Source organism: Microlunatus elymi (genome assembly GCF_007362775.1).
Taxonomy (GTDB): Bacteria; Actinomycetota; Actinomycetes; order Propionibacteriales; family Propionibacteriaceae; genus Microlunatus; species Microlunatus elymi.
In genome coordinates this window covers 4,033,516-4,059,306 of record NZ_CP041692.1, presented here as the reverse complement: position 1 = coordinate 4,059,306, position 25,791 = coordinate 4,033,516, and the positions used below count along the sequence as shown (strand labels likewise).

General features: G+C 68.3%; 21 protein-coding genes and 1 pseudogene. 18 read left to right on the top strand and 4 right to left on the bottom strand.

The window, feature by feature from the left end; translation table 11 throughout:
* Positions 1-126: 126 nt before the first annotated feature.
* A complete protein-coding gene (locus tag FOE78_RS18265; protein WP_143987557.1) occupies positions 127-519 on the top strand; it encodes a DUF3040 domain-containing protein in 393 nt (130 codons plus the stop codon).
* 22 nt (positions 520-541) lie between these two features.
* Here FOE78_RS18265 and FOE78_RS18260 read toward each other — a convergent pair whose 3' ends face one another.
* Genes FOE78_RS18260 through FOE78_RS18250 form a run of 3 tightly spaced genes read right to left on the bottom strand, consistent with a single transcriptional unit; the run spans position 542 to position 5,030 of the window.
* Complete coding sequence (locus FOE78_RS18260) at positions 542-2,782, bottom strand: transglutaminase family protein (RefSeq protein ID WP_143987556.1); 2,241 nt, start codon at positions 2,780-2,782, stop codon at positions 542-544.
* Positions 2,782-4,113: a DUF58 domain-containing protein gene (locus tag FOE78_RS18255; RefSeq protein ID WP_143987555.1), complete on the bottom strand. Its 1,332-nt coding sequence runs from the start codon at positions 4,111-4,113 to the stop codon at positions 2,782-2,784. The genes FOE78_RS18260 and FOE78_RS18255 overlap by 1 nt, the downstream gene beginning before the upstream one ends.
* A complete protein-coding gene (locus tag FOE78_RS18250) occupies positions 4,110-5,030 on the bottom strand; it encodes an AAA family ATPase (RefSeq protein ID WP_143988915.1) in 921 nt (306 codons plus the stop codon). The genes FOE78_RS18255 and FOE78_RS18250 overlap by 4 nt, the downstream gene beginning before the upstream one ends.
* A gap of 400 nt (positions 5,031-5,430) precedes the next feature.
* On the opposite strand from FOE78_RS18250, the gene mraZ reads away from it, so the two are divergent.
* The 17 genes and pseudogenes from mraZ (at position 5,431) to FOE78_RS18170 (ending at position 24,918) form a co-directional block, all read left to right on the top strand.
* Positions 5,431-5,859, top strand: a complete 429-nt coding sequence (gene mraZ, locus FOE78_RS18245) for a division/cell wall cluster transcriptional repressor MraZ (protein ID WP_143987554.1) — start codon at positions 5,431-5,433, stop codon at positions 5,857-5,859.
* Between the two features lie 225 nt (positions 5,860-6,084).
* Positions 6,085-7,095: a 16S rRNA (cytosine(1402)-N(4))-methyltransferase RsmH gene (rsmH, locus tag FOE78_RS18240; protein WP_143987553.1), complete on the top strand. Its 1,011-nt coding sequence runs from the start codon at positions 6,085-6,087 to the stop codon at positions 7,093-7,095.
* 85 nt (positions 7,096-7,180) lie between these two features.
* On the top strand, positions 7,181-7,867 hold the full coding sequence (locus tag FOE78_RS18235; RefSeq protein WP_143987552.1) for a hypothetical protein: 687 nt from the start codon (positions 7,181-7,183) through the stop codon (positions 7,865-7,867).
* A gap of 6 nt (positions 7,868-7,873) precedes the next feature.
* Positions 7,874-9,871, top strand: coding sequence for a peptidoglycan D,D-transpeptidase FtsI family protein (locus FOE78_RS18230; protein ID WP_143987551.1), 1,998 nt, complete (start codon positions 7,874-7,876; stop codon positions 9,869-9,871).
* A 5-nt stretch (positions 9,872-9,876) separates the two neighbouring features.
* Positions 9,877-11,100, top strand: a pseudogene (locus tag FOE78_RS18225) (Mur ligase family protein); the annotation flags it as partial.
* Positions 11,101-11,133: 33 nt separating this feature from the next.
* Entirely contained in the window at positions 11,134-11,664 is a 531-nt protein-coding gene (locus FOE78_RS24910) for a glutamate ligase domain-containing protein (protein ID WP_456082852.1), read from the top strand.
* Positions 11,661-13,100 (top strand): UDP-N-acetylmuramoyl-tripeptide--D-alanyl-D-alanine ligase, encoded by a 1,440-nt coding sequence (locus FOE78_RS18220; protein WP_143987550.1) that lies wholly within the window; start codon positions 11,661-11,663, stop codon positions 13,098-13,100. The genes FOE78_RS24910 and FOE78_RS18220 overlap by 4 nt, the downstream gene beginning before the upstream one ends.
* 3 nt (positions 13,101-13,103) lie before the next feature.
* Complete coding sequence (mraY, locus tag FOE78_RS18215) at positions 13,104-14,183, top strand: phospho-N-acetylmuramoyl-pentapeptide-transferase (protein ID WP_143987549.1); 1,080 nt, start codon at positions 13,104-13,106, stop codon at positions 14,181-14,183.
* 28 nt (positions 14,184-14,211) lie between these two features.
* Positions 14,212-15,684, top strand: coding sequence for a UDP-N-acetylmuramoyl-L-alanine--D-glutamate ligase (murD, locus tag FOE78_RS18210; protein WP_407662595.1), 1,473 nt, complete (start codon positions 14,212-14,214; stop codon positions 15,682-15,684).
* Positions 15,685-15,689: 5 nt separating this feature from the next.
* Positions 15,690-17,009, top strand: a complete 1,320-nt coding sequence (gene ftsW / locus FOE78_RS18205; RefSeq protein ID WP_228265880.1) for a putative lipid II flippase FtsW — start codon at positions 15,690-15,692, stop codon at positions 17,007-17,009.
* Positions 17,006-18,181, top strand: a complete 1,176-nt coding sequence (gene murG / locus FOE78_RS18200) for an undecaprenyldiphospho-muramoylpentapeptide beta-N-acetylglucosaminyltransferase (RefSeq protein WP_143987547.1) — start codon at positions 17,006-17,008, stop codon at positions 18,179-18,181. The genes ftsW and murG overlap by 4 nt, the downstream gene beginning before the upstream one ends.
* Before the next feature lies 1 nt (position 18,182).
* The gene (gene murC, locus FOE78_RS18195; RefSeq protein WP_143987546.1) at positions 18,183-19,703 is read left to right on the top strand and encodes a UDP-N-acetylmuramate--L-alanine ligase; all 1,521 of its coding nucleotides are present in this window, start codon (positions 18,183-18,185) and stop codon (positions 19,701-19,703) included.
* Positions 19,700-20,440: a cell division protein FtsQ/DivIB gene (locus FOE78_RS18190; protein ID WP_143987545.1), complete on the top strand. Its 741-nt coding sequence runs from the start codon at positions 19,700-19,702 to the stop codon at positions 20,438-20,440. Before murC ends, FOE78_RS18190 begins: the two co-directional genes overlap by 4 nt.
* 425 nt (positions 20,441-20,865) lie before the next feature.
* Complete coding sequence (ftsZ, locus tag FOE78_RS18185) at positions 20,866-22,176, top strand: cell division protein FtsZ (protein WP_143987544.1); 1,311 nt, start codon at positions 20,866-20,868, stop codon at positions 22,174-22,176.
* Positions 22,177-22,883: 707 nt separating this feature from the next.
* Complete coding sequence (locus tag FOE78_RS24855; protein WP_143987543.1) at positions 22,884-23,528, top strand: cell division protein SepF; 645 nt, start codon at positions 22,884-22,886, stop codon at positions 23,526-23,528.
* Between the two features lie 130 nt (positions 23,529-23,658).
* Positions 23,659-23,964: a YggT family protein gene (locus FOE78_RS18175; protein WP_143987542.1), complete on the top strand. Its 306-nt coding sequence runs from the start codon at positions 23,659-23,661 to the stop codon at positions 23,962-23,964.
* Between the two features lie 117 nt (positions 23,965-24,081).
* Entirely contained in the window at positions 24,082-24,918 is an 837-nt protein-coding gene (locus FOE78_RS18170) for a DivIVA domain-containing protein (protein WP_143987541.1), read from the top strand.
* A gap of 269 nt (positions 24,919-25,187) precedes the next feature.
* On the opposite strand, the gene FOE78_RS18165 is transcribed toward FOE78_RS18170, so the two are convergent.
* Positions 25,188-25,622, bottom strand: a complete 435-nt coding sequence (locus FOE78_RS18165) for a hypothetical protein (RefSeq protein ID WP_143987540.1) — start codon at positions 25,620-25,622, stop codon at positions 25,188-25,190.
* Positions 25,623-25,791: the final 169 nt, after the last annotated feature.

Sequence of the window (25,791 nt, the reverse complement as noted above, 5' to 3'; positions counted from 1 at the left end):
GGGTCGGGGAGGAACCAGGGTGATTCCAGGTTCAGGTTTCGCCCAACCCCCTTGACGCCTAGACTGTTTGGCATCCACGTTCCCTGCGTGGAAGAGGCGGACACACAAAACAGTGGGAGGTGGCCCATGGCCCTCTCAGATGAAGAAGAGCGACTTCTCCATCAGATGGAGGCGGCGCTGGCAGCCGAGGACCCGAAGCTGTCACACACGCTCAGCGGTAAGGGGAGCCGTCGCGTCCACCGCAGACGCGCCGCGATCGCCGGATTGGGCTTCTTCGCCGGTCTGGCCCTGCTGATCCTCGGCATGTCCACCAACATCTTCTTCAGCGTGCTGGGCTTCGTGGTCATGCTGGCCGCTGCCGTTACGGCCATCTACTCCTGGCAACACGTCAATGACGCGCCCTCCGACACCGGTCGCGGTGACCGGCCGAAGACGCCGCAGTCGGCGCCCAACGCGCAAGGGTTCATGGACAAGATGGAGGAGCGCTGGCGCAAGCGCCGCGACGAGTCCGGGTTCTGACCCGCACGTCCCGATCGAGATCTCAGCTGCTGCCCCGCCGGAACACCGAGCGGGGCAGTAGTGTGATCGCCGCCCGAGCCCGCCGGGACCTGTCCTGCAGCAGTCCCTGTCGCACCGACCGAACCAGCGGAGCCACTGCGGCAGCAGCCGCTGCATCGGTGAACGTCCGCGCGTAACGTTCCCGCTCCACCAACACCGCCAACTCGGCCAACGCCTCCTTCGCGGAGTCGTCAGCATGCCGGCTCACCTGTCCGGCGATGGCCCGCGGCGACGCCTTCGGCCACGGCCGACGCAGATCCCGTACGGTGTCACGGACCTCCGCCCAGCCGGCCTCGATCCGATCGGCCGGATCGGCGATACCGCCGCCGAGCCGGGCGCGACGACGACCGATCCGGATGGTCGCCGGTGCTGCCAGCAACGCCAGCAGAAGCAGCCCGCCGCCACCGAAGCCGAGGACCTTGACCCAGGGGAAGGACGGCTGCTGCGCCGTCGTGCCGGCGCTCTGATGCGCCGCCTGTTCCTCGGCCCGATTCCGCGGCCGAGCCTCGGTGGACGGCACCTGGCTGTTCGTCGCCGGTGCCGACTCCTGGCTCGCCGGGACGGACTGGGCGATCGACCAGGCCGGTGCCGACCCGGTGACCGACGACGGCGTCGGTTCGTACCGCACCCAGCCGTAACCACTGAAGTACAGTTCCGGCCAGGCATGCGAATCCCGCGCGGTCACCGTCCAGACGTCGCCGTTGCGGGTGCCCGGCAGGAAGCCGACCGCGACCCGGCTCGGGATCCCGACGATGCGTGCCAGGATCGCCATCGACGCCGCGAACTGCTCGCAGTAGCCGTGCCTGTCCCGGAAGAGGAAGTTCTCCAGCGCCTGATAGCCGCTGCCCGGCCGCGGATCGGTGCTGTAGGTGAAGTTGTCGCTGTTACGCAGGTACGCCTGGATCGCTGCCGCCTTCTCCGCCGGAGAATCGGCGCCGACGGTAATCCGGCGGGCCAGTTGACGGATGTTGTTCGGCAGGTCCGCCGGGACGGCCGTGGTCAGGTTGGCGTCCGGCGGGTCGCCGGTGACGATGCCGGCCAGCGTCTGCGGGTTCGGGATGATGTCCCTGCTGTCCACGGTGTAGGTCAGGTCGTGGGTTGCCTGCGTCCGGTCCTGGTCCCGGTCGGAGGCGATCACGACCAGCGAGTTCGGGTCGTAGCCCCACTGGCCGGCGGCCTCGAAGGACCGCGGAGCGAACGGCAGCGGCAGATACTCGCTGTCCAGGTTCTTGATCGTGATCGTGGTCTTGCGGTCCTTGCCGGTGGGCGCGGTCAGCCCGGGCGGCTGCGGCAGTCGGTTGCCCTGATCGATGGTGGTCTGCGCGTTCCGCCAGCCGGCGTCGCTGAAGGAGGGCAGCGACGCCATCCGCAGATACTGCCCGGTCGGCTTGTTGGTCCGGTACGTGAGCACCACCCGGTTCGCCGGCAGGGTCAGGTTCCGCTTCAGGTCCAGGGTCGGATCGGACAGCCGCAGCGGCCCGTTGCCCGCGTTGCCCTCGCCGAACCCCCAGCCGCTCAACGCCAACGTCGGCAACGCCGAGCCCGCCACCAGCGACAACGCCAGTGCCGGCACCGCGATGTAGGCGGCCGCCCGCCAGACCACCGCCCGGGTCTGCTCCGGCATCGAACCGCCGGCACTGTCCTTGCTCAGCCCGCGGGTCCAGCGGGCGTTGGTGTTCATCCCCTCGGCGATCAGGATCGCCAGATAACCGACGCCGATGCACAGGAAAGCTCGTACGCCGATGTCGGTGCCCAAGCCGATGGCCGGTACCAGGAAGACCGTCAACGGCGGCGCCAGCCCCAGCGCCGGCTTGGCCGCCGTGATCACCAGCAGGTCGGTGATCACCGTGATCAGGCCGAGCGATCCGATGAAGAGCAGGCTGACCCCGGCGTTCGCCGACATCGGCGCCGCCTCGGTCCGCATGTGTTCGCCGGCGCTGGCCAGCAACTCGACGATCCGGCGGCCGAACCCCAGCTGGGCCACCTCGGCCGCGCGTCCGGAAAGCCAGAAGAGATAGCCGGTGATCGCCAGCAGCTGAGCGACCAGCGTGCCCGGTGAACCCAGCGGGGTCCGCCGGGCCAGCGCCCCGATCAGGCAGATGCCGAGGATCAGCAACCAGCTGGCGCCCAGGTACGAAGGATCCGCGGTCAGTGGGGACAGCGTGAAGCTGGCCAGCACCACGGACACGGCGATGGCGATCGCGTACCGATCGGTCGGACGCATCAGGAGGCCCCGGCAACGGTCTGCTCAACAGGAGCCCGCGACGAGCCGTCGAGAGCTGCCCAGGCGTCGGCGACCGACATCGATCGGTCGACCCGGACCACCCGCCAGCCGTGTCCGGCCAGCAGTTCCGCGGTCGCGTTCAACTCGGCAACGCGGCGCGGATCCGCCGGTGCCTCCTCGGCGCCCGGTTCGGCATGGGCCGCCCGGTCGAACGAGTCGACGTCCAGCAGCAGCGCCAGTCCATGGGTGTGCTGGCCGCGGGTACGCAGCAGGGCATGCGCGTCGTCGGCGGACAGTCGCCCCATGATCGCCACCAGCAACTCGCCGTGGTCGGTGGCCGCGGCCTCGAGTGCGTAGCGCAGGCTGTACGTCCGGCGCGGGTGCAGATCGGTCAGCCGGGAGATCAGCAGATCGCCGGTCACCGTACGATTCAGCCCGCTCACGGCGCCGAGATCCAGGGTGCCGTCGGCCTCGAACACGTCCAGCCGATAGCCGTCGTCGATGAACCGCAGCCCGATCGAGGCGGCGGCCGACACGGCCCATTCCAGTGAGCTGCGCATGCCCTGGCCGGCGTGCGCGCCGGACCGGGAATCCAGGATGATTCGTGCGGCCGGATCCCAGGCCTGCTCCTCCCGGCGGACCATCAGGTCGCCCCGGCGGGCGGTCGAGCGCCAATGCACCCGGCGTACGTCGTCGCCATGCCGGTATTCGCGGATCAGCACGTCATCGGCTCCGACGATGCCGATCCGATGCGGCTGCGACTCGCCCGAGCTGCCGGCCCCGCCCGAGCCGGTGATCGAGGTCAACTGCACGATCTGCGGAGTGACCAACACCTCGGAGGTGGCGACGAACTGCTGATCGCGGCGCACCAACCCGAACGGGTCGACGGTGTGCACCAGCAGCGGTCCGCAGATCCAGCGGCCGCGGACCCGGCCGAGCAACGGGAATTCGACCTCCCGGCGCCAGGTCACCCCGGCCCGGTCGATGGTGAAGCGCGGACGTTCGCCGAGTTCGGGCGGGATCTGGTCCTCCAGCATCACCATGCCGATCGGCAGCCGGCTCTCCAACGACAAGGTGATCCGGCCGACCATCGGCGACCCGAGCTGCACCCGGCCGGGCACGATCGCCCGCTGCGAACTGAGCCGCAGCCGGGACAGACCGAGCAGGATCAGCGCGACCACCGGCAACGCCAGCAGCAGCAATCCGATCCGCATCACGTCCCGCTGCCCGGCGATCATCGAGACCACGACCACGGCGATGCCGAGCCCGAGCATCAGTCGTCCGCGGACCGTCAGCCGGTGAGCCGGTCGGCGGTCCCGACGATCGCTCATCTCCGGTCCGGGACGGCGACCGTGTGGACCGCCGCGGAGACGATGTCCGGCAGCTTGTGCCGGGCCAGTTGCGCCTCGGTCGAGGGCAGTACGCGGTGGGCGAGCACCGGCACGGCCAGCGAGCTGACGTCGTCGGGACTGACGTAGTCGCGGCCGGACAGCGCGGCCTGGGCGCGGGCGGCACGCAGCAGCTGCAGGGTGGCGCGCGGCGAGGCGCCCAGCCGGAGATCACGAGAATGCCGGGTGGCGTTCACCACTCCGACGATGTACTCCTTGACCGCCTGACTGACGTATGTCTTCTTGGTGGCTGCGATCAGGCCCCGTACGGTGACCGCGTCGGTGACGGGCTGCATCGCGGCCAGCGGGTCTGAGTTGCCGTGCGTGTCCAGCATGTCCAACTCGGCGCTGGGGGTCGGATAGCCCATCTCGATCCGGGCCATGAACCGGTCCCGTTGCGCCTCGGGCAGCGGGTAGGTGCCCTCCATCTCGATCGGGTTCTGGGTCGCCACCACCATGAACGGTGTCTCCAGCCGGTAGGTGGTGCCGTCGACGGAGACCTGCTGTTCTTCCATCGACTCCAGCAGCGCCGACTGGGTTTTCGGTGAGGCGCGGTTGATCTCGTCGCCGACCACGATGTTGGCGAAGATGCCGCCGGGTTTGAACTCGAACTCACGACTCTCGCCGTTGAACACCGACACCCCGGTGATGTCGGAGGGCAGCAGGTCCGGGGTGAACTGGACCCGCCGCACCGTGCAGTCGATCGAGCGGCCGAGCGCCTTAGCCAGCATGGTCTTGCCGACGCCGGGCACGTCCTCGACCAACAGGTGCCCCTCGGCCAGCAGCGCGACCAACGCCAGGTCGATGGAGGATCGTTTGCCCTCGATCACCTGCTCGATCGCGGCCCGGACGTTTCCCATCACCTCGACCACGTCGGACAGCTGAAAGCCGTCGTGGCCGTCGCGATCACTCGCGTCCGGCGCTTCGACGCCGGCTGTACCGGCCCGCAGCAGGCGTCCGTCCGAGGTGGCGCTCGGTCGATCGTGGCCGTACGCACCCGCACGGTCGTCGTACCTCAGGGTCACGGGACTGTCCTTCCGCAGGCGGTCGAGCTACATGCTATGCGGCCCCGGTCACCTACGCAGACGGTCGCGACGAGTCAATCGTTCACCTGCAGATCCGCCGTGGCGGCGGAGTGGAGAAGTCGTGGGGCGGAAACTGGCTCTAGTGGGGCGAAATGGAGTAAGGTGGCGCGAAATGGAGGAGATCGGGTGGAGATGACGCAGTTCGGATCCGTTCTGGAGCTGGGAGGTGTGAGCCGTGTTCCTCGGTACGCACACCCCGAAGCTCGACGACAAGGGCCGGCTGATCCTTCCCGCCAAGTTCCGCGAAGAGTTGGCGGAAGGGCTCGTCATCACCAGGGCGCAGGACCGGTGTCTGGCCATCTATCCGATGGCCACCTTCGTGGAGATGACCAAGTCGATCTCCGCGGCACCGACCAGTGTCAAGCAGGTACGCGACTTCCAGCGGATGCTCGCCGCCGGTGCGTCCGATGAGAAGCCGGACAAGCAGGGGCGGATCACCATTCCGCAGCAGCTCCGCAGCTACGCGGGGCTGGAGGTCAACGTCGTGGTGGTCGGTGCGATCAACCGCGTCGAGGTCTGGGATGTCGGGGCCTGGGAGGACTACTCCAGCCAGCAGGAACCGGCATTCGCCGACATGAACGAAGAGGTCTTCCCGGGCATGTGATCGCACCGACTCGCATCGTCCGGACCGCAGTAGGGGCACTGCTCGTGCCCTCAGGCTTCAGTCCTGGGATCTGACTCCCTGGCGCAACTTCCCCGGCGCCAGGTAGGACTTCCCGCAGATCCAGGGCTGAAACCTGAAGACACGAGCAGCCCCCGGACGAGTACCGACGGACGCGCGAGGTTGGGGTCGAGATGGCAGCGCTGGACGGCGACGAGGTACGCCTCGATGGCTGACTCGCCGGATCAGGGTGCCGTCCACGTCCCGGTCATGCTGGACGAGATCGTCGCCCTGCTCGGTCCTGCTCTCACCAACCGCCCGAGCGCGGACGATCGGCCGATCCTGGTCGATTGCACCCTGGGACTCGGCGGCCACGCGGCCGCGCTGCTGGAGAACTGCCCGCAGGCCCGGCTGATCGGGCTCGATCGCGACACCGATGCCCTCGACACCGCTCGTCGGCGGCTGGCCCCGTACGCGGACCGGATCGAGTTGGTGCACGCGGTCTACGACGAACTTTCCGACGTGCTGGCCGATCGCGGGATCAACGACGTCCAGGCGGTGCTGCTCGACCTGGGCCTGTCCTCGTTGCAGATCGACCGCACCGAACGCGGTTTCGCCTACAGCGTGGACGCGCCGCTGGACATGCGGATGGATCGCAGCGAGCCGCTGACCGCCGAGCAGGTGGTGAACACGTACTCGGCAGCCGACCTGACCCGGATCCTGTTCGAGTACGGCGAGGAACGCAATGCCCGCCGGATCGCAACGGCGATCTGCCGCGAGCGCGAATCCGCGCCGATCACCAACTCGGCACGGCTGGTGCAGATCATCGCCGGCGCCGTGCCGATGGCCGCGCAACGGACCGGTGGACATCCGGCCAAACGAACCTTTCAGGCGCTCCGGATCGAGGTCAATCGCGAACTCGAAGCGCTCAAGGGCGTACTGCCGAGCGCGGTCGACGTGTTGGCCGTCGGCGGCCGGATCGCGGTGCTGGCCTATCACTCGCTGGAGGACCGGCAGGTCAAGCAGGTGCTGCGGGTGGCGTCCTCGGACCGGGCGCCGCGGGACCTGCCGGTGGTGCCGCCGGAGCTCGGACCGGAGTTGAGACTGCTCACCCGCGGCGCCGACCGGCCGGACGACCGCGAGGCGGCAGCCAACCCGCGCGCCCGGTCTGCACGACTCCGTGCGGCCGAACGCATCGCCCCGGCTCACCGCAGCACGCCCCGCGGGCGGGCCGGATGAATCGCACGAGCAAGGGCAAGGCGGGCCAGAACAAGGCTGGCCAGAACAAGCCGAAGATCAGCCGATCGACCGAGGAGGCGAAGCGATGAGTGCCCTGTGGGCCGACACGTCCGGAGATTCCGCGGACTCCAGTCCGGACGTCCCCGGCAGCGATGCATCCGGTACCGGTCGGGTGCGCCCTTCGGTGATCGAGGGCGGCGCCGGCCGTCGGCGACTCGGCCGGGTGCCGTTCGTGCTGGTGCTGATCGGGATCTTCGGGGTCGGCATGGCCGGCCTGCTGACCCTGAACACCACCTTGCAGGGGCAGGCGTTCGAGGCCCAGGCGCTGCATCAGCAGGCGAATCGACTGACCTACCAGCAGGCGGCGTTGGCGCAGCAGGTGGACGACCTGCGGTCGGCCGACAAGCTGGCGGCCCGCGCATTCGGCTTGGGCATGCGCCCGAATCCGGAGCCGGCGTTTCTGAAACTGCCGAACGGCAAGGTGATCGGCAAGCCGACGGTCGTCCGCGGCAACGAGGTGCCCGGCCTGGTGAAGTCGCCCGAACAGATCGCGGCCGAGCGTGAGGCGAAAGAGGCGAAGAAGAAGGCCGCCGAGGCGAAGAAGCAAGCCGAACAGGCCCGCCGGGAAGCCGACAAGCAAGCGGCCCAGAAGAAGCAGGCCGAACAGAAGCAGGCCGAGCAGAACCAGCAGACCGCATCCGGTCAGACCGGTCAGGAATCGGGCCAGAAGCAGCAGGAATCGAAGCAGCAGGAATCGAACGGGCGGGGCTGATCTGCAGTGGGCGAGCGACGACAGCATCCATCGAAGCGGGCGACCCCGAACCAGCGGGCGAGCAGTCAGCAGGCGCGGAACCCGCGGACCAAGACTCGGAAACCGAGCAAGCAGGGCCCGATCGCGCGGCGCAAGCCCGCACAGCGGTCCAAGACCGCACCTCAGCCCAAGTCCTCGCGGCAACGCAAGCGGCGTCGTACGCTGCGGATCCCGCTCGGTTCGGCCGGGCGCCGGGTGCAGATCATCGGCATCGCGATGGCGATCGCGATCTCGCTGTGCGCCGGTCGACTGCTGCAACTGCAGGGTTTCGACTCGGCGGCGTACGGGGCCATCGCGACTGCCAGCCTGACCACCAGCAAACCGCTGCTGCCGGCCCGCGGAGAGATCACCGATCGCAACGGCGAGGTGCTGGCCGGGACAACGCCGGCCTTCGACATCACCGCGGATCCGACCCTGACCAGTCAGGACTGCGGTGAGCCGGATCAGGTCTACGGCAAGCTCTGCGGCCTGGCCGAGGCGACCAAGATCGCCGACATCATCGGCAAACACACCAAGATCGACAAGCAGCAGACCATCGCCACCCTGATGCGCCACGACACCCGATTCGTGTACGTGAAGAAGAAGGTGCCGGCCGACATCTACACCGACATCGCCACCGAGTTGGATGCGGCCGGCCTGCCCGGTATCTACCGCGAGAACGATCCGATCCGGACCTATCCGGCCGGCGCCGTCGCATCCAACGTGGTCGGCTTCGTCAACGGCGAGAACAAGGGCCAGGCCGGACTCGAGTATTCGGAGAACTCGTCGCTGGCCGGCACCGAGGGCAAGGAGAGCTACGAGAGCGCCCCGAACGGCAGCAAGATCCCGTTGGGGGAGAGCAAGATCACTCCGGCCAAGAACGGGGTGAACTACCAGCTGACGATCGACTCCGAGCTGCAGTGGGTGGCCCAGCGGCGACTCGATGCCGCAGTCGCCAAGACCGGATCGCAGTCCGGGATGGCAATCACCATGGACGTGACCAGCGGACAGGTGCTCGCGATGGCGCAGTCGCCGGGCTACAACTCCAATGAGCCCGGCAAGACCGATCCCGACAACCTGGGCAACCGGCTGGTCAGCCAGACGTACGAACCGGGCAGTGTGGAGAAGGTGCTCACCTCGGCGGCGCTGATCGACAGCGGCACAGCCGATCCGGACACCAAGGTGCAGGTGCCGCCGACGATCGCCTCCGGCGGCGGCCGGATCAAGGACGCCGAACCGCACGGAACCGTCGACTACACCATGCGCGGAGTGATCGCGCACTCGTCCAACATCGGCACCCTGATGCTGACCCGGCAGATGGACAAGAAGACGCTGCACGACTACCTGAGCAGCTTCGGCCTCGGCCGGCAGACCGGGATCGAGCTGCCTGGTGAGGCGTCCGGAGTGCTGCCCGGTGCGGACATGAAGGACTACACCCGCGACCAGATCGCCTTCGGTCAGGGCCTGTCGGTGACGGCGATCCAGGAAGCGGCGGCGATCTCGGCCATCGTCAACGGCGGTGTCTACCACGCGCCGACGGTGATCAAGTCCGCGACCAACGCCGACGGCAGCTCGGTGGCGATCAACCGGACGTCACCGCGCCGGGTGGTCTCGGCCAAGACCTCGGCCGAGGTCCGGGACATGATGGAGGCGGTGGTCACCCGGAACGAGATCAGTCAGCAGTTCCTGATGCTCGATCATTACCGTACCGGCGGCAAGACCGGCACCGCCCAGCGCTACAACGCATCCTGCGGCTGCTACCGCGGCTACGTCACCTCGTTCGTCGGCATCGCCCCGTTGAACGACCCGAAGATCCTCACCTACGTGGTGCTGGACAACCCCAAGCACGGTGACTCCGGTACCGGCACCGCGGCGCCGGTCTACACCGACATCATGGATTTCGCGTTGCCGCGCTACGGCATCGCGCCGGATCAGAAGAACAAGCGCTGGGGAGCCGCCCAGATGGACCGTCCGCTCACCTGGTGAGCAGGATGCAGGAGCAACGGTCGGTTGCGGAGCCGGCGACCGATCCGGGTAGCGTCAGCGCCGTGTCAGCCGCATCCGTCGTTCCCGGTCAAGACCCACCTGGTCTACGCCCGGCATCGACGACGCCCTATCCGGTGCGACGGCTGGCCGAGACCCTCGGTGCGGATGTGGTCTCGGGCGAGCTCGACGGCGTGAGCGTGACCGGGGTCGCCTTCGACTCCCGTACGGTGCGTCGCGGCGACCTCTATGTCGGCCTGCCGGGGGCCAACACTCATGGAGCTCGCTACGCCGCCGACGTGCTGAAGGCCGGTGCGGTGGCGGTGCTGAGCGACCGCGCCGGAGCGGATCTCTTGCAGGGCAGCGATTCGCGCGAGATCACCGGTGCGGCACCGGTGCTGGTGGTGGACGATCCACGGCAGGCGATGGCCGCCGCGGCGGCAGAGGTGTACGGGCGACCGGCGACCCGGCTGACCATGTTCGGCGTGACCGGGACGAACGGAAAGACCACCACCAACTACCTGCTGGCGGCCGGGCTGCGGGCGGTAGGTCGTCGCTGCGGTGTGATCGGCACGCTCGGCTACTTCCTCGACGGGGAAGAGATCGTCGCCGACCGGACCACCGTCACCACTCCCGAGTCCGCGGACCTGCAGGCCCTGTTGGCGATCCTGGTCGAGCGGGGTGCCGACTGCGTGGTGATGGAGGTCTCCTCCCACGCGCTGGCGCTCGGCCGGGCGGACGAAATCGTCTTCGACGTAGCCGGCTTCACCAACTTCGGCCGCGATCACCTCGACTTTCACGGCAGCCTGGAGGCGTACTTCGAGGCCAAGGCGAGTCTGTTCACCGCCGAGCGGGCGCGGGCCGCGGTGATCAACACCGACGACGCTCGCGGTCCGGAACTGGTCGCCCGTGCGGATCGAGCCGGGCTTCGGGTGTTGACCACCAGCCTGGCCGGTGCGGACGGTGACGGCGAGCATGATCATTTCCGCTGTCTGGGCGTCGACCGGACGGTAGACCCGACCGCGGTCCGAATCGCCACACCCCAAGCGGAGCTGGTTTTCCGCCTCGGCCTGCCCGGCGGCTACAACGTGGCCAACGCGATCACCGCCCTGGGCATGCTGCAACTCGCCGGTCTCGATCTGCCCACCGCCGCGGCCGGCCTGGCGACGGCCACCGTCCCCGGCCGGCTGCAGCGAGTTGATCTTGGTCCGGACGCCCCGCGCGCCTTCGTCGATTTCGCCCACACCCCGCAAGCGATCTCCTCGGTGCTGACCGAACTCCGCGCCACCGTCAACCAAGCCCCGGCGCCCGGCATTTCCCACAGCCGCACCACTTCCGTGCAGCCGCACCAGTTGCAACGGGTGCGGCTGACCCGAAGTGGTGCGGCTGATGAACAGTCACCGCGGCTGATCTGCGTGGTCGGCTGCGGCGGGGATCGGGATCCGGCCAAACGCGGACCGATGGGCGCGGTGGCGGCGGAGTTGGCCGACATGGTGATCATCACCGACGACAACCCGCGGACCGAGGATCCCGCGTCGATCCGCGCCGCTGCACTGGACGGCGCCCGGCAGCAGGCGGCGCACCAGTCCCGGCCGGTCGTGGTGCTCGACGGAGGCGACCGCGCAGCTGCGATCCGTACGGCGCTGCGACAGGCCGGGCCGCACGACGTGATCGCCCTGCTGGGCAAGGGACACGAGCGAGGGCAGGAGATCACCGGTCGGGTGCTGCCGTTCGACGACGTCGAGCAGTTGCTGACCGGTTGGCAGGACGTACGGGACGCTGGGGAGCAGGCATGATCAACAACACCGTGCGCGAGTTGGCCGAGTTGATCGGCGCCCGAGCCGAGATCGACGGTGCCGCACCCACCGCGGCCGCACTCGACGCCCCGGTCGTCGACCTGGCGTACGACTCGCGCAACGTCAAGCAGGGCAGCCTTTTCGTGGCCTTCCCGGGTGAACGGGTCGACGGCCACGACTACGCGCGCAACGCCTGGGCGGCCGGCGCAGTGGCCGCGATCACGTCCCGTCCGGTGCCGGGCGGATTGTGTCTGGTGGTGGACGACCCGCAGACCGCGATGGGCGTGATCGGCCGGCACGTGATCAAGATCGCCAAGAAGACCGGCCTGACGGTGCTCGGCATCACCGGTTCGGCCGGCAAGACCACCACCAAGGACCTGCTGGCCCAGTTGCTGGAGACGCACGGCTCGGCGGTCGCGCCGCGCGGTTCGATGAACAACGAGATCGGGCTGCCGGTCACCGCCAGCTGTGTGACGACCGACACCGACTACCTGATCGCCGAGATGGGCGCCAAGGGCATCGGGCACATCAAGTACCTGTGCGAGATCACACCGCCGGACATCGGTCTGGAGCTGAACGTCGGCGTGGCCCACCTCGGCAAGTTCGGCAGCCAGGACGCAATCGCCACCGCCAAGGGTGAGCTGGTCGAGGCCCTGCCCACCGACGGCCGGGCGGTACTGAACGCGGGCGACCGACGAGTCTGGCGGATGGCCGAACGCACCAGCGCGCCGGTGTTGTCGTACGGGGTTGAGGGCGACGACCTGCCGGCCGGCCTGATCCCGCAGGTGTACGCCGTCGATCTCGCTGCCGACGAACTGGATCGCTGGAGCTTCACCTTGATCATCAACGACCGGCGACATCCGGTCCGGCTGCGGCTGCTCGGCCGGCACCAGGTCGGCAACGCCGTCGCGGCCGCCGCGGCGGCGTACAGCGTCGGAGTCGAGCCGCAGAAGATCGCCGACGTGCTGACCCGGGTGGGGATCCGGTCCCGCTGGCGGATGGAGTTGCACGAACTGGCCGGCGACGTGGTGCTGATCAACGACGCGTACAACGCCAACCCGGCCTCGATGCAGGCCGCGTTGTCGACCCTGACCGAGATCGGCCGTCGCCGGTCCAGCACCCGATCGCAGGCTCGGACGATCGCCGTGCTCGGCGAGATGCTCGAACTCGGCCCCGACTCCGAGGAGTTGCATCGCGGCGTGGGCCGGACGGCTGCCGAGCTGGGGGTCGACGAGTTGATCGTGGTCGGTGAGGCCGCGGGCGCCATCGCGGACGGCGCGCGATCACAGTCCGCGGCCGGTTCGATTCGTCAGGTTCCTGACAAGGAGGCGGTGATCCCGGCGCTCGGTGCACTGCATCCGGGCGACGCGGTGTTGATCAAGGCCTCCCGCGATGTCGGCCTGGAGAGCCTCGGCGATCAGCTGTCGACGGAGTAGCCCGTGATCGCTATTGCGACGGCCGGTCTGCTGGCCCTGCTCGGCTCCCTGCTCGGCACCCGGATCGCGGTGAATGCCTTTGCCCGAAGGGGATACGGTCAGCCGTTCCGTGACGGTACGCCCCAGACGCATCAGCTCAAGCGGGGCACCCCGACGATGGGCGGCGTGGTGATCATCATCGCCGTCGACCTCGGCTACCTGCTGGCGAAGTTGATCACCACGGAACAGCCGAGTGTCTCGGCCTGGCTGGTGCTGTTCCTGATGAACGGGCTGGCGATGGTCGGTTTCCTGGACGACTGGCTCAAGATCAGCCGGCAGCACTCGGGCGGCCTGCCGGGCTGGTTCAAGATCGCCGGACAGGTGATCATCGGCGGCATCTTCGCGGTCGCGGCGCTGCACTTCCCGGACGCTCGCGGGATGACACCGGGTTCGCCGTTCATCTCCTTCCTGCGGGACTTCTCACCCCAGCTGCCGATCGCGCTGGCGGTGATCTGGACCCTGCTGATGATCGTCGGAGCCAGCAACGGGGTGAATCTGACCGACGGATTGGACGGCCTGGCGGCGGGCGCCTGCACGATGATCTTCGGCGCGTACGCGTTGATCAACATCTGGCAGTACAACCAGTCCTGCGCCCGCGTCGCCTCGGCCGGACCCAACTGCTACGAGGTACGTGACCCGTACGATCTGGCAGCGGTGGCGCTCGCGGTCGCCGGCGCCTGCTTCGGATTCCTCTGGTGGAACGCCAAACCGGCCAAGATCATCATGGGAGACACCGGAGCGCTCTCGCTCGGCGGCGGACTGGCCGCGTTCGCGGTGTTCAGCCGGACCGAGCTGCTGCTCATCCTGTTGGGCGGACTGATGGTGATCGAGGTCGGCTCGCTGGTGCTGCAGACCAGTTACTTCAAGGCGACCCGGCGGCTGACCGGGACACCGAAGCGGCTGTTCAGGAATTCGCCGCTGCACAACCATTTCGAGATGGTCGGCTGGCGTGAGGTGACGATCGTGATGCGGTTCTGGATCATCGCCGGGCTGTGCGTGGCAGCCGGACTGGGCATCTTCTATGCCGAGTGGCTGGTCGGCTGACCATGCTGACAATGATGAGGTGGAACGCGTGAACACGATCGAATGGCTGGCCGACTACAACGGCGCCAGCGACTGGAGTCGGGTCAGTGCCGTCGTCGCCGGGCTGGGAGTGGCCGGGTTCGCCGCCGCCGACGGCCTGCTGGAGTACGGCGCCAAGGTCACCGTGCTCGACCACGGCGACTCCGAACCGGTGCAGGATCGGGCCAAGCTGCTGGAAACCCTTGGCGCAGGAGTCAGGATCGGACCCGGCAGCACCGACAACCTGCCCACCGGCACCGACCTGGTGATCACCACCGGATTGCCGCCGCATCAGCCGATGCTGGCCCAGGCCGCGGCGCAAGGCGTCGCGATCTGGGGGGAGCCGGAGCTCGCCTGGCGGTTGATGCAGCCGAACAAGCAGATCCCGTGGCTAGGCATCACCGGCACCAACGGCAAGACCACCACCACCGAGATGCTGGCCTCGATGCTGACCGCCGCCGGGCTCCGGACCGCGGCGGTCGGCAACATCGGCCGCCCGTTGATGGAGATCGTCCTCGACCCGGAACCCTACGATGTGCTCGCGGTCGAACTGTCCAGCCACCAGCTGCACTGGTCGAATTCGCTGTCGCTGCACTCGGCCGCAGTGCTCAACCTGCATCTCGATCACCTGGAATGGCACGGCAGCGCGGAGGCCTACGCGGCGGCCAAGGCCAAGATCTTTCAACGGGTACAGCAATCCTGCGTCTACAACGTGGCCGAGGAGACCACCCGGAAGATGGTGGAGGAGGCAGACGTGATCGAGGGTGCCCGGGCGATCGGCTTCACGCTCGGCGTACCGAAGGTCGCGATGCTCGGCCTGGTCGAGGACATCCTGGTGGACCGGGCCTTCATCGAGCAGCGGCAGACTTCGGCGGTCGAGCTGGCCACCATCGCCGATGTCGCTCCCGACGAGAGCGGCGCCGGCGGTGCGCCCCACAACGTGGCCAACGCCCTGGCGGCCGCAGCGCTGGCACGATCGTTCGGAGTCCGGCCGACCGCGGTCCGCGACGGTCTGCGGGCGATGCGGGTCGGCGGACATCGGATCCAGACCGTCGGGGTGATCGGCGACGTCCGCTACGTCGACGACTCGAAGGCCACCAATCCCCATGCCGCACAGGCGTCCTTGACGGCATTCGACGACGTCGTCTGGGTGGCCGGCGGCCAGGCCAAAGGGGTCACCTTCGACGATCTGGTGATCCGCAACCGCGACCGGCTGCGCGGAGCGGTGCTGCTCGGCGTCGACCGGGACGAGATTGCCCAGGCCCTGGCACGACACGCGCCGCAGGTCCCGGTGATCAGCATCGGCGACACCGAAACTAGTGCCATGGCTCGGGTCGTCGAGGCGGCGGCGTCGCTGGCACGGCCGGGCGACGTGGTGCTGTTGGCGCCGGCGTGCGCGAGCCGGGACATGTACACCGACTACGCCGAACGCGGGGACGCCTTCGCCGCGGCGGTCCAGGCCCTGGCGGCCCGAGAGGAGTGAACGGCGTGAGCGTGACCGGCGACGTACGGGCGAAGGGCGTGACCAAACCCGAATCGCCCGCGGCCGGTCGAAATCGCCAGCAGGCAAGCAAACCTGGCCGGCTGGACTTCATCAAGGCGACCCTGGACAAACCGATGGCCAGCTTCCACCTGGTGCTGGGCTCGGCCGGCATGCTGATCGCGCTCGGCCTGATGATGGTGTTGTCCAGTTCCAGCGTGTACGCGCGTCAAACCGAGCACGGCGACGCGTACTACTTCCTGAAGCGACAGGCCGTCTTCCTGGTCGTCGGTGTGATCGGTGCCTTCGTGTTGACCCGGATGTCGCGTTCGATGCTCCGGGTCATCGGTTGGCTGTCCCTGTTCATCGCCACCGCGATGGTGATCCTGACCTACACGCCGCTGGGCCAGAACATCAACGGCAACCGCAACTGGGTACAGCTGGGGTCCCCGATGTTGCAGTTCCAGCCGTCCGAGTTCGCCAAGCTCGCGATGATCATCTGGGCCGCGGATGTCCTTGCCCGCAAGGACAAACTGCTCGACCAGCCCAAACATCTGCTGATCCCGTTCCTGCCGGTCACCGGCTTGTTGATCATGCTCGTGGTGTTCCAGGGCGACGCGGGGACCGCGGTGGTGATGGCCGGCATCGTCGCCGGCATCCTCTGGGTGGTCGGCGCGCCGTTGCGGATCTTCGCCTCGATCGGCCTGGTCGGCATCGTCGGCGTGGTCGGGTTGTTCATCACCAGCCCGAACCGGATGGGTCGGCTGTTCGCCTTCCTCAACCCGTCGGCGGACGTGGCCGGAGCCAACCTGCAGTCCACGGTGGCGATGCGTGGCATCGCGTCCGGCGGTTGGTGGGGCGTCGGGATCGGCAACAGCCGGCAGAAATGGGGCAGCCTGCCGGAGGCCCACACCGACTACATCTTCGCGGTGATCGGCGAGGAGCTCGGGCTGTTCGGCAGCCTCGCCGTGCTCGGGCTGTTCCTGGTGCTCTGCTACGCCGGGCTGCGGATCGCCTCCCGGTCCGACGACAAGTTCTCCCGCTATCTGGCCGCCGGGGTCACCGCCTGGTTCATGGTGCAGACCTTGATCAATCTCGGTGTGGTGCTGCGGCTGCTGCCGGTGGCCGGTGTGCCGTTGCCGCTGCTGTCCTACGGCGGGTCGGCGTTGATGGCCAACGTGTTCGCGGTCGGCATCCTGATCGCCTGCGCCCGTAACGAACCCGACGCCCGCAAGGTGCTTGCGCGCTCGACGAAGCCGCCGCATCCGAAGATGTCCACCGTGGTCGACGGCCGGTCGACTCGCTCCGGCCGGGGCGGGCGCCGATGAGCGACCCGCAGCCCGATCCCGGGGCGCACGGCCACGGCAGGCCGCACAGCGTGGTCCTGGCCGGCGGCGGCTCGGCCGGGCACACGTCTCCGTTGATCGCCACTGCCGAGCAGTTGCGCGCGTTGGAACCGGACATCACCCTGACCGCGATCGGCACCGCGCGCGGTCTGGAGACCCGGACGATTCCGGCGGCCGGGCTGCCGCTGGAGCTGATCCCGCCGGTGCCGATGCCGCGCAAACCCGGGGTCGATCTGGTGAAGCTGCCGATCCGGATGGGCAAGGCGGTCTCGGCCGCCGCAGCGATCCTGCGCAAGGCCGAGGCAGACGTGCTGCTCGGTTTCGGCGGGTACGTGTCCACACCGGCCTATCTGGCGGCGCGCCGACTGCGGATCCCGATCGTCATCCACGAGCAGAATGCCCTTCCCGGCTTGGCCAATCGGCTGGCCGCGCGCTTCACCCCATACGTCGCGACGTCGTTCCCGTCCACGCCGCTGCCGCATGCGCAGTGGATCGGACTGCCGTTGCGCACCTCGATCGTCGACCTGGCCGATGCCGACGAGCAGCGACGCCGGACGCTCAAGACCCGGGCGCGCGCCGAGCTCGGGTTGGACGAGGACATGCCCACGCTGCTGGTGACCGGCGGCTCGCAGGGGGCGGTGCGGATCAACCGGGCGGTGCTCGAGGCCCGGACCGGACTGTTGCGCGAGGGCATCCAGATCCTGCACGTGCTCGGCGGCAACAACCTCACCGAGGCCGATGTGGAAATGTTCGATCCGCAGACCGAGGCGGTCTACAAGCCGGTCGGCTTCGTCCAGGAGATGGAGAAGGCGTACGCGGCCGCCGACCTGGTGCTCAGCCGGGCCGGCGCAAGTTCCACCCTCGAACAGGCTCTGCTCGGGCTGCCCTCGCTGCTGGTCCCGTACGCGGTCGGCAACGGCGAACAGGCCCGCAACGCCACCGCGGTGGTGGAGGCGGGCGGCGCTCGGCTGCTGGACGACTCGACCCTCACCGGCGACGTGCTGCTGACCGCCGTACCGGCGATCCTGGACGACCCGGACCGGCAGGCCGCGATGGCCGAGGCGGCCCGCAGCGTAGCCTCGTCCGAGGCCTCCGCGCGGCTGGCCCGGCTCACCCTCGAGGTGGCGAGCGACAAGAAGACTGCAGGGGATTGAATTGCCACTCATCGAACCGACCGAGATTCCCGACCCCGACGAACTCGGGCCGGTGCACTTCATCGCGATCGGCGGCTCCGGCATGAACGGTGTCGCGACCGTCTTTGCCCAGCGCGGGATCGAGGTCAGCGGCAGTGATCGTTCCGATTCGGACTACCTGAAGTCGCTGGCGGCGATCGGCGTACGCACCCACGTCGGTCATGCCGCCGAGCAGTTGGGCGACGCCCGTTCGGTGGTCGCCTCGTCGGCCATCCGGGAAACCAACCCCGAACTGGCCGAGGCTCGGCGACGGGGCGTGCCGGTGCTGCACCGCAGTGTCGCGCTGGCCTCGCTGATGAAGGGCAAACGCGGCATCGCGGTGGCCGGAACCCACGGCAAGACCACCACCACCGGGATGATCGCCTACCTGCTCACCGCGCTTGGTGCCGATCCGTCGTACGTGATCGGCGGAGCGCTCTACCACCCCGGCGAGGGCGCCAAGATCGGCAAAACAGGCGGCCATCTCGGCGGCGGCGACGCGTTCGTTGTCGAGGCGGACGAGTCCGACGGCTCGTTCCTGCAATATCCGACCGAGATCGCGGTGATCACCAACGTCGATCCCGATCATCTCGTCAACTGGGGCACCCCGGAGAACTATCGGGCCGGCTTCCTGCGATTTGCCAGCCAGCCGCATCCGAGTCTCGGCACCCGGGTGAAGCTGCTGGTGATCAGCGCCGACGATCCCGGCGCGGTCCAGCTCACCGACCAGCTTCGGGCGCTAGCCACCGACGGCGAGCCGGTGCCCGAGATCGTCACCTTCGGCCGCAGTCCGGGAGCCGACATCGTCATCGGCGACGAGTCGTACGCGGGTCTCGGCTCGACCTTCACGCTCACCGATGCGGTGTCGGGTTCGGGCCGGGTGCGGCTGCAGGTCCCGGGCGACTACAACGTGCTGAACGCGGCGGCCGCCTACGCCGTCGCCACGCGGATCGACTACCCGGCGGCCGAGGTCCGCGCCGCGCTGGCGGGATTTCCCGGCACGTACCGACGCTTCCAGCTGGTCGGCACCCAGGCGGGGGTACGGGTTTTCGATGACTACGCGCACCATCCGACCGAGGTCGCCAACACGGTCCGGGCCGCGCGCGCGGCGATCGACGAGAGCGGCACCGGCCGGGTGGTCGCGGTGATGCAGCCGCATCTGTATTCGCGGACCCGGGACTTCTGGCGGGAGTTCGGCGAGGCGCTGCGGCCGGCGCACGAAGCCGTCGTGATGGACGTCTGCGGCGATCGGGAGGATCCGATCGACGGCATCACCGGCCGGCTGGTGGCCGACGCCGTACCGGCGGGCACGGCGCACGTCACCTACGAACCGGACTGGGACGCCACCGCGGCGACGGTGGCCGCGATCGCCCGACCCGGCGACCTGGTGATCACCCTCGGCTGCGGCGACGTGACCAAGGTCGCGCCGTTGATCGTCGATGAACTGGGCCGTACCGATCGCGTGGCTGCGGCAGAGCAGCCGGTGGCCCGGGAGGCGGGATGACGATCAGCCCGCCCGACCTGAGGATCCGGCGCGACGCCGACGAGATCGCGCTCGCCGACTGGCGGCGCCGTCGTCGCCGCCGGCTGCTGCTGAAGATCACCATTCCGCTGCTGGCGTTGGTGCTGATCGCCGCCGGTGTCTGGGCGGTCGGCTTCTCCACCCTGCTGGCGGTGCAGTCGGTCAGCGTCAGCGGCGCGAAGTTGGTCGGGCAGGACGCCGTACGGCAGACCGCGGCGGTCCCGGTCGGCGCCCCGCTGGCCCGGGTGGACCTGTCCGCCATCCACGATCGAGTGGCCGGGATCCGTCAGATCGAGTCGGTGTCGGTGGAACGGCAGTGGCCGCACACGGTCGACATCAAGGTCGTTGAGCGGACCCCCGTCTACGTCGCCCGCGAGGGCGGCAGCTACCTGCTGGTCGATCGGTACGGGGTCGGCTACCAGACCGTGGACAACGCACCGGCGAAGCTGCCGCAGGTCGAGGTCGACCCCGGCAATCGGCAACTGCTGAAATCGTTGGCCGTCGTGGCCGCGGCGCTGCCGGATGATCTCGCCCGCAAGGTCGACCGGATCGAGGCACCGACCCGAGACTCGATCCAGCTCAAGCTCCGCAACGGCGACACCGTGTTCTGGGGCAGCGAGGAACAATCCGACCTCAAGGCCCAGGTGATCGTCGCGCTGCTGAAACAGCCCGGCAGCCACTACGACGTCTCCGCCCCCGGGAACCCGGCCGTCCGCTGACCGCCCGTTCGACGATCCCAAAATCACCCAAAGTCGCGACACGAGTTCGGGTGGTTCAGGGTTGTCCGGGGACCGCGCAAAGTCGCGACAACACGAGTTTCGGTGGTCGGGCGTGATCGCTGGTCGCAGCAGGTTCCATGATCAACTTCGGCATGAAGTTCAAGTAGAAGTTGAGACAAATCGGCCCTCTGGAGCCCCGAATCGGCGCGGCGGGGATGTCGTGTGGACTTATCGGTTGCCGACCTCATAGCCTGACGGTCACGCCTCGGTCTGGACTCAGGACTTCTTCCCCGTTGACCTCAGGTTGAGACCTATCGTCGCGCAGAATCGGCGGACGTCGGTCGACACCGTTCATCCAGGGTCGAGATGGGGCAGCCAGAACTACCCGACAGCAGTTGCACAACGGCAGGAGAAGAGGCGGACCAGTGGTCACTGCATCACAGAACTACCTGGCGATCATCAAGGTGGTCGGTGTCGGCGGTGGCGGCGTCAACGCCGTGAACCGGATGATCGAGGCCGGCCTGCGGGGGGTCGAATTCATCGCGGTCAACACCGACGCCCAGGCGCTGCTGATGAGCGATGCCGACGTCAAGCTCGACATCGGTCGCGATCTCACCCGTGGTCTCGGCGCCGGCGCCGATCCGGACAAGGGCCGGCAGGCAGCCGAGGATCACGCCGAGGAGATCGAGGAAGCGCTCAAGGGTGCCGACATGGTCTTCGTCACCGCCGGTGAGGGCGGCGGTACCGGTACCGGCGGTGCGCCGGTGGTGGCGCGGATCGCCCGCGCGCTGGGCGCCTTGACCATCGGCGTGGTGACCCGCCCGTTCAGCTTCGAGGGCCGCCGCCGTTCGGTTCAGGCCGACGACGGCATCAGCCACCTCCGCGAGGAGGTCGACACGCTGATCGTCATCCCCAACGACAAGTTGCTGGCGATGACCGATCACCAGGTCGCCATCCTGGACGCCTTCAAGCAGGCCGACCAGGTGTTGATGCAAGGTGTCTCCGGCATCACCGATCTGATCACCACCCCGGGTCTGATCAACCTCGACTTCGCCGACGTGAAGTCGGTGATGTCCAACGCAGGTACGGCGCTGATGGGCATCGGCTCTGCTCGCGGCGAGGAACGGGCCCGGTCGGCTGCCGAGCTGGCCGTCTCGTCGCCGCTGCTGGAGGAGAGTATCGACGGTGCTCGCGGGGTGCTGCTGGCGATCGCCGGCGGATCCGATCTCGGTCTGTTCGAGGTTTCTGCCGCGGCCGACCTGATCCAGGCCGCCGCGCACGAGGAAGCCAACATCATCTTCGGTACGGTGATCGACGACTCGCTCGGTGACGAGGTCCGGGTCACGGTGATCGCAGCCGGCTTCGAGGACGGACAGCCGCCGCGTCGCCAGCCCGGCGTCACCCGCCAGCCCGCGGTCCGCACCGGCCAGCCCGCCCAGGCTCAGCAGCAGACCCAGCAGGCCCGGATCCCGAGTCAGAACCAACAGCCGCAGCAGCAGCCCGCCCCGGTGGCCCAGACCCAGCAGCAGTCGGCCCCGACCCAGCAGGCCCAAGCACAACCGGCTCCGGCACAGGGCTCGGGCCTGCAACATCCCGCCGCCAACGGTCAGCCGGCCGGCACCCGCCCGCCGCAACCGACCCAGACCCGTCCCAACCAGTTCGGTTCCAACGGTTTCGGCAAGCAGCCCGCGCCCGACGATGACGACGACCTGGACGTGCCGGACTTCCTCAAGTAGATATCGTCCGCCGGGGTGCCGCTGCCGCCGAGTTGGGTGCTGTAGGGCGCGTTCTGGGGGGGCGACCCCCAGACCCCCGGGCGTGGGTACCTCCACAGAGCACCTCGCCGCGCGACCTCCGCTGCGCTTCGGGCGCGGTCTCGCGCTGGCGCGCTCGACGGGCATGCGTAGGTTGCGTTCGGGTGGCCGGGTTCCAAGATCAACTTGGGAACCGTCCCTAGCGGATTGCCCGTCGCCCGGGGTCCCGAGCTCGTCGAAGGACCACCCGCTACGACTTCGATTCCCCGCAAGGAAAATCTGCCGGCAAGATGCACCGGAAACCCGCAGATTCGGAGCCGTCTCGCCGGCAAATTGGCGGACAACGACACCTGCCACAACGAACGCTTGTAGGCCAGATCGATCGCCAGTCGAGCGCCCCAGCGCGAGACCGGCTCCGGAGCGAAGCGGAGGTGCCGGCGGAAGATGGTCGGCAGTGGTGACCACGGCGGGAGCGCGAGGGTCGTCCCTCGCAAGGTGGGACGCCAAACCAGATCGCGGCAGCGGCGCCTGCTCGACCGCGAATCAAGACGACCGGGTCGCGGCGGCATACGTCGGCCGCCAGGCCAGGCCCCGGGGCACGTAACTCGACCGCGTGTCGGGATCAGACCCTCGTCGCGACCCGGTAGGGTCGGGCGAGAATAACCAGCAGCGGAGAGGTCGCAGGAGAGATGGCGGATAGGTTGAAGCGGGCCGCAGCGTGGCTCGGGCTTGTCACTGATGACCGTTACCCGGAGTACGACGACACCGAGCCGACCGAGGGCGTCTCTCGGGAGGAGCTGCTGGCCGAAGCCGGGCAACGCCCCGGGACCTCGATCAACAATGCCTCCGTCAACAACGCCCCGACCAGCAACGGGACAACGCACAACACCGGCTCGGCAGCGGTTGCCTCGCAGCCGACCGCGTCGGCCAGCGTGACCCCGCTGGAGAGTCGGCGTCCGGAGGTGTCCCGGCAGCCCGTCGCCGGCCGCGAAGCGACCGCAGCAGCACCGGCACCGGCGCCGTACGAACAACCCCAAGCACAACCGGAAAGGGCCGACTTGTCCCGGATCGTCACGGTTCATCCCCGGTCGTTCAACGACGCCCGGACCATCGGCGAGCACTTCCGCGACGGCGTCCCGGTGATCATGAACCTGTCCCAGATGGAGAACGCCGACGCCAAGCGGCTGGTCGATTTTGCCGCTGGCCTGATCCTTGGCCTGCGTGGCAATATCGAACGGGTCACCAGCAAGGTGTTCCTGCTCTCGCCGCAGAACGTGAACGTGACCGCGGAGGAGAAGGAACGGATCGCGGGCGGGTTCTTCAACCAGAGCTAGCGCGGCGCGATTCCGGGCAGCGTCCGGCGAAAGCCCCGATCAACAGAGCCGGTGACCACATCGGCGGTCAGTACGCTGGCGACGTCGATGCGACGGCGTACGAGCTAGAAAGCCATGAGGACCTGCGGGCATGACGGCATTCATCATCTACAACATCATCAACGGGATCCTGTGGCTGTTCCTGCTGGTTCTGATCGCCCGGATGATCCTGTCCTGGGTGCCGGTGCTGGTCCGCGACTGGCAGCCGCGCGGCGCCATGCTGGTGGTGGCCGAGGCGATCTACACCGTCACCGATCCGCCGCTGCGGCTTCTGCGCAAGGTGCTGCGGCCCGTTCGGATCGGCACCATGATGCTCGACATAGCCTTCCTCGGCCTGTGGGTGCTGGTGCTCATTCTGAGGTGGGCGAATGCCTACGTCTTCCTGCGTCTGGCCTGATTAACCGACGCTCATTCGGATTGGGTACGGTAGGCGGGTGCGCCGGCTTCCCCGTGCGGCAGTGCAGGCGTTGATGCCTGCCACGAACAGCAACTGATCAAGAACCCGAGGTGAACGATGTCGCTGACTCTGGACGAGGTCCGGAACATCAAGTTCCGGATGGCCAAGAGGTCCGGCTACGAGGTCTTGGACGTCGACGAGTTCGTCGACCAAGTCGAAGCATCCTTCGAGCAGTTGCTGGAGGAGAACGCGAACCTGAAGCGTCAGGTCGAGTCCCTCAAGGTCACCGCGGACACCGCCGACGGCGACACCGGCAAGCAGCCCGCTGTCCGGGTGGCGGATCAGCAGCCGACGGCGACCGCGGAGTCGTCCAACGGCGAGCGGATCGTCGTCACCACCAGCAGCGAGGCCAGCGCGGCCGTGGTGCGGCTGGTGCAGATGTCCACCGAACAGGCCGAGAATCTGGTGACGGAGGCCGAGCAGGAGGCCGGCCGGATCAAGTCCGACGCCGAGCGCACCGCCAAGCAGCTGACCACCGATGCGTCCACTCGCGCCGAGCGGGTGGAGAGCGAGGCCCGGGTCAACGCCGAGCGGATCCGTACCGATGCCCAGACGCGCGCCGATCGACTGGACCGCGACACCGAGGACAAGCGGCGCGAGCTGTTCGGTGAGCTGGAGAAGCAGCGCGATCAGTTGGCCGGTGCTGTCGCCGAGCTGCGGACGTTCGAATCGGATTTCCGGCGGAATCTGACCAGCGAACTGCGCAGCCACATCGACAAGCTGTCCGGCGGCAAGTCCGAGCCGGGCTCTGCGCCGAAGATCCTTGATGAAGTGCAGCCGAAGTCCGAGCCGGCCAAGGCGACCGAGCAGGACGCGGAGCCGTCCGTGCCGCAGTCCCAGGCGACTCCCAGCGACACCCCGCGGTTGGACGCTCTGCTGGGCGATCAGCGATAACCGATCGCATCGATCACTGACCCGAATGGGCCCCGGTTCTGCCGGGGCCCATTGCCATTTCCGAGCTCGCCGCCACGCCGTCTACGGGACCATCGGAGGGAAAAACTCGCCGAAAGCTGGGAATCGTCCGCGCGGTTCGTTGAAGAAACCGGAGTTGGGCCCTACTGTTCCTCTGACTTCCTCGCATCCGAAGCACGGGGCAGAAGGGGCTCGATGATGACAGCCAGCGCAACAGCAACCGCCGCGAGTCGGCGCGCCAAGGCCGCAGGTCAGGCGAAGACGGCCGGCGCCGGCGCCGACGAGAAGCCGACGAGGACTGCACGGGCCTCGAAGACCGCCTCGAGCAAGCCCGCGTCGAACCGTACGACGCCGGCGAAGAAGTCCGCCCCGGCGAAGTCGTCGGCAACGAAGTCCTCAGCCACAGCCAAGGCCGCGAAGAAGCCGGCCAAGAAGGCGCCGACCGCGAAGACGGTGGCGAAGAACACCACGAAGTCGGCCACAACCAAGTCGGCCACCACCAAGTCGGCCCCGGCCAAGAAGCCATCAGCCAAGAAGACATCGGCCAGCAATTCATCGGCCAAGACGGCGACGCCGGGCAAGGCCGCAGCGAAGAAGACGACGGCAGCCAAGACAGCTTCGAGCAGTACGGGGACGCGCAGGTCGACAGCGACGAAGAAGGCGAGTGCCCCCAAGGCGGCAGCCACCAAGACTGCCGCAGATGATCATGGTCACACCCGGTCCGGGACAGAATCAGCGAATTCGACCCGGCAGGTGTCCGAGACGAAGAAGATGGGAAGCGTGACGGAAACACCATCGGCGACCGGCGGTTCGGTCGCATCCGACGTCGCCACCGAGACGGTTGGCGCGACCTTT

Coding starts and splice junctions, on each gene's coding strand:
- rsmH (WP_143987553.1), top strand. CDS start 6,085: ATGGCTGACTCGCCGGATCAGGGTGCCGTCCACGTCCCGGTCATGCTG.
- FOE78_RS18190 (WP_143987545.1), top strand. CDS start 19,700: ATGACGATCAGCCCGCCCGACCTGAGGATCCGGCGCGACGCCGACGAG.
- FOE78_RS18175 (WP_143987542.1), top strand. CDS start 23,659: ATGACGGCATTCATCATCTACAACATCATCAACGGGATCCTGTGGCTG.
- FOE78_RS18265 (WP_143987557.1), top strand. CDS start 127: ATGGCCCTCTCAGATGAAGAAGAGCGACTTCTCCATCAGATGGAGGCG.
- FOE78_RS18255 (WP_143987555.1), bottom strand. CDS start 4,113: ATGAGCGATCGTCGGGACCGCCGACCGGCTCACCGGCTGACGGTCCGC.
- FOE78_RS18235 (WP_143987552.1), top strand. CDS start 7,181: ATGAGTGCCCTGTGGGCCGACACGTCCGGAGATTCCGCGGACTCCAGT.
- FOE78_RS18260 (WP_143987556.1), bottom strand. CDS start 2,782: ATGCGTCCGACCGATCGGTACGCGATCGCCATCGCCGTGTCCGTGGTG.
- FOE78_RS18250 (WP_143988915.1), bottom strand. CDS start 5,030: ATGGGAAACGTCCGGGCCGCGATCGAGCAGGTGATCGAGGGCAAACGA.
- FOE78_RS24855 (WP_143987543.1), top strand. CDS start 22,884: ATGGCGGATAGGTTGAAGCGGGCCGCAGCGTGGCTCGGGCTTGTCACT.
- FOE78_RS18220 (WP_143987550.1), top strand. CDS start 11,661: ATGATCAACAACACCGTGCGCGAGTTGGCCGAGTTGATCGGCGCCCGA.
- murG (WP_143987547.1), top strand. CDS start 17,006: ATGAGCGACCCGCAGCCCGATCCCGGGGCGCACGGCCACGGCAGGCCG.
- FOE78_RS18170 (WP_143987541.1), top strand. CDS start 24,082: ATGTCGCTGACTCTGGACGAGGTCCGGAACATCAAGTTCCGGATGGCC.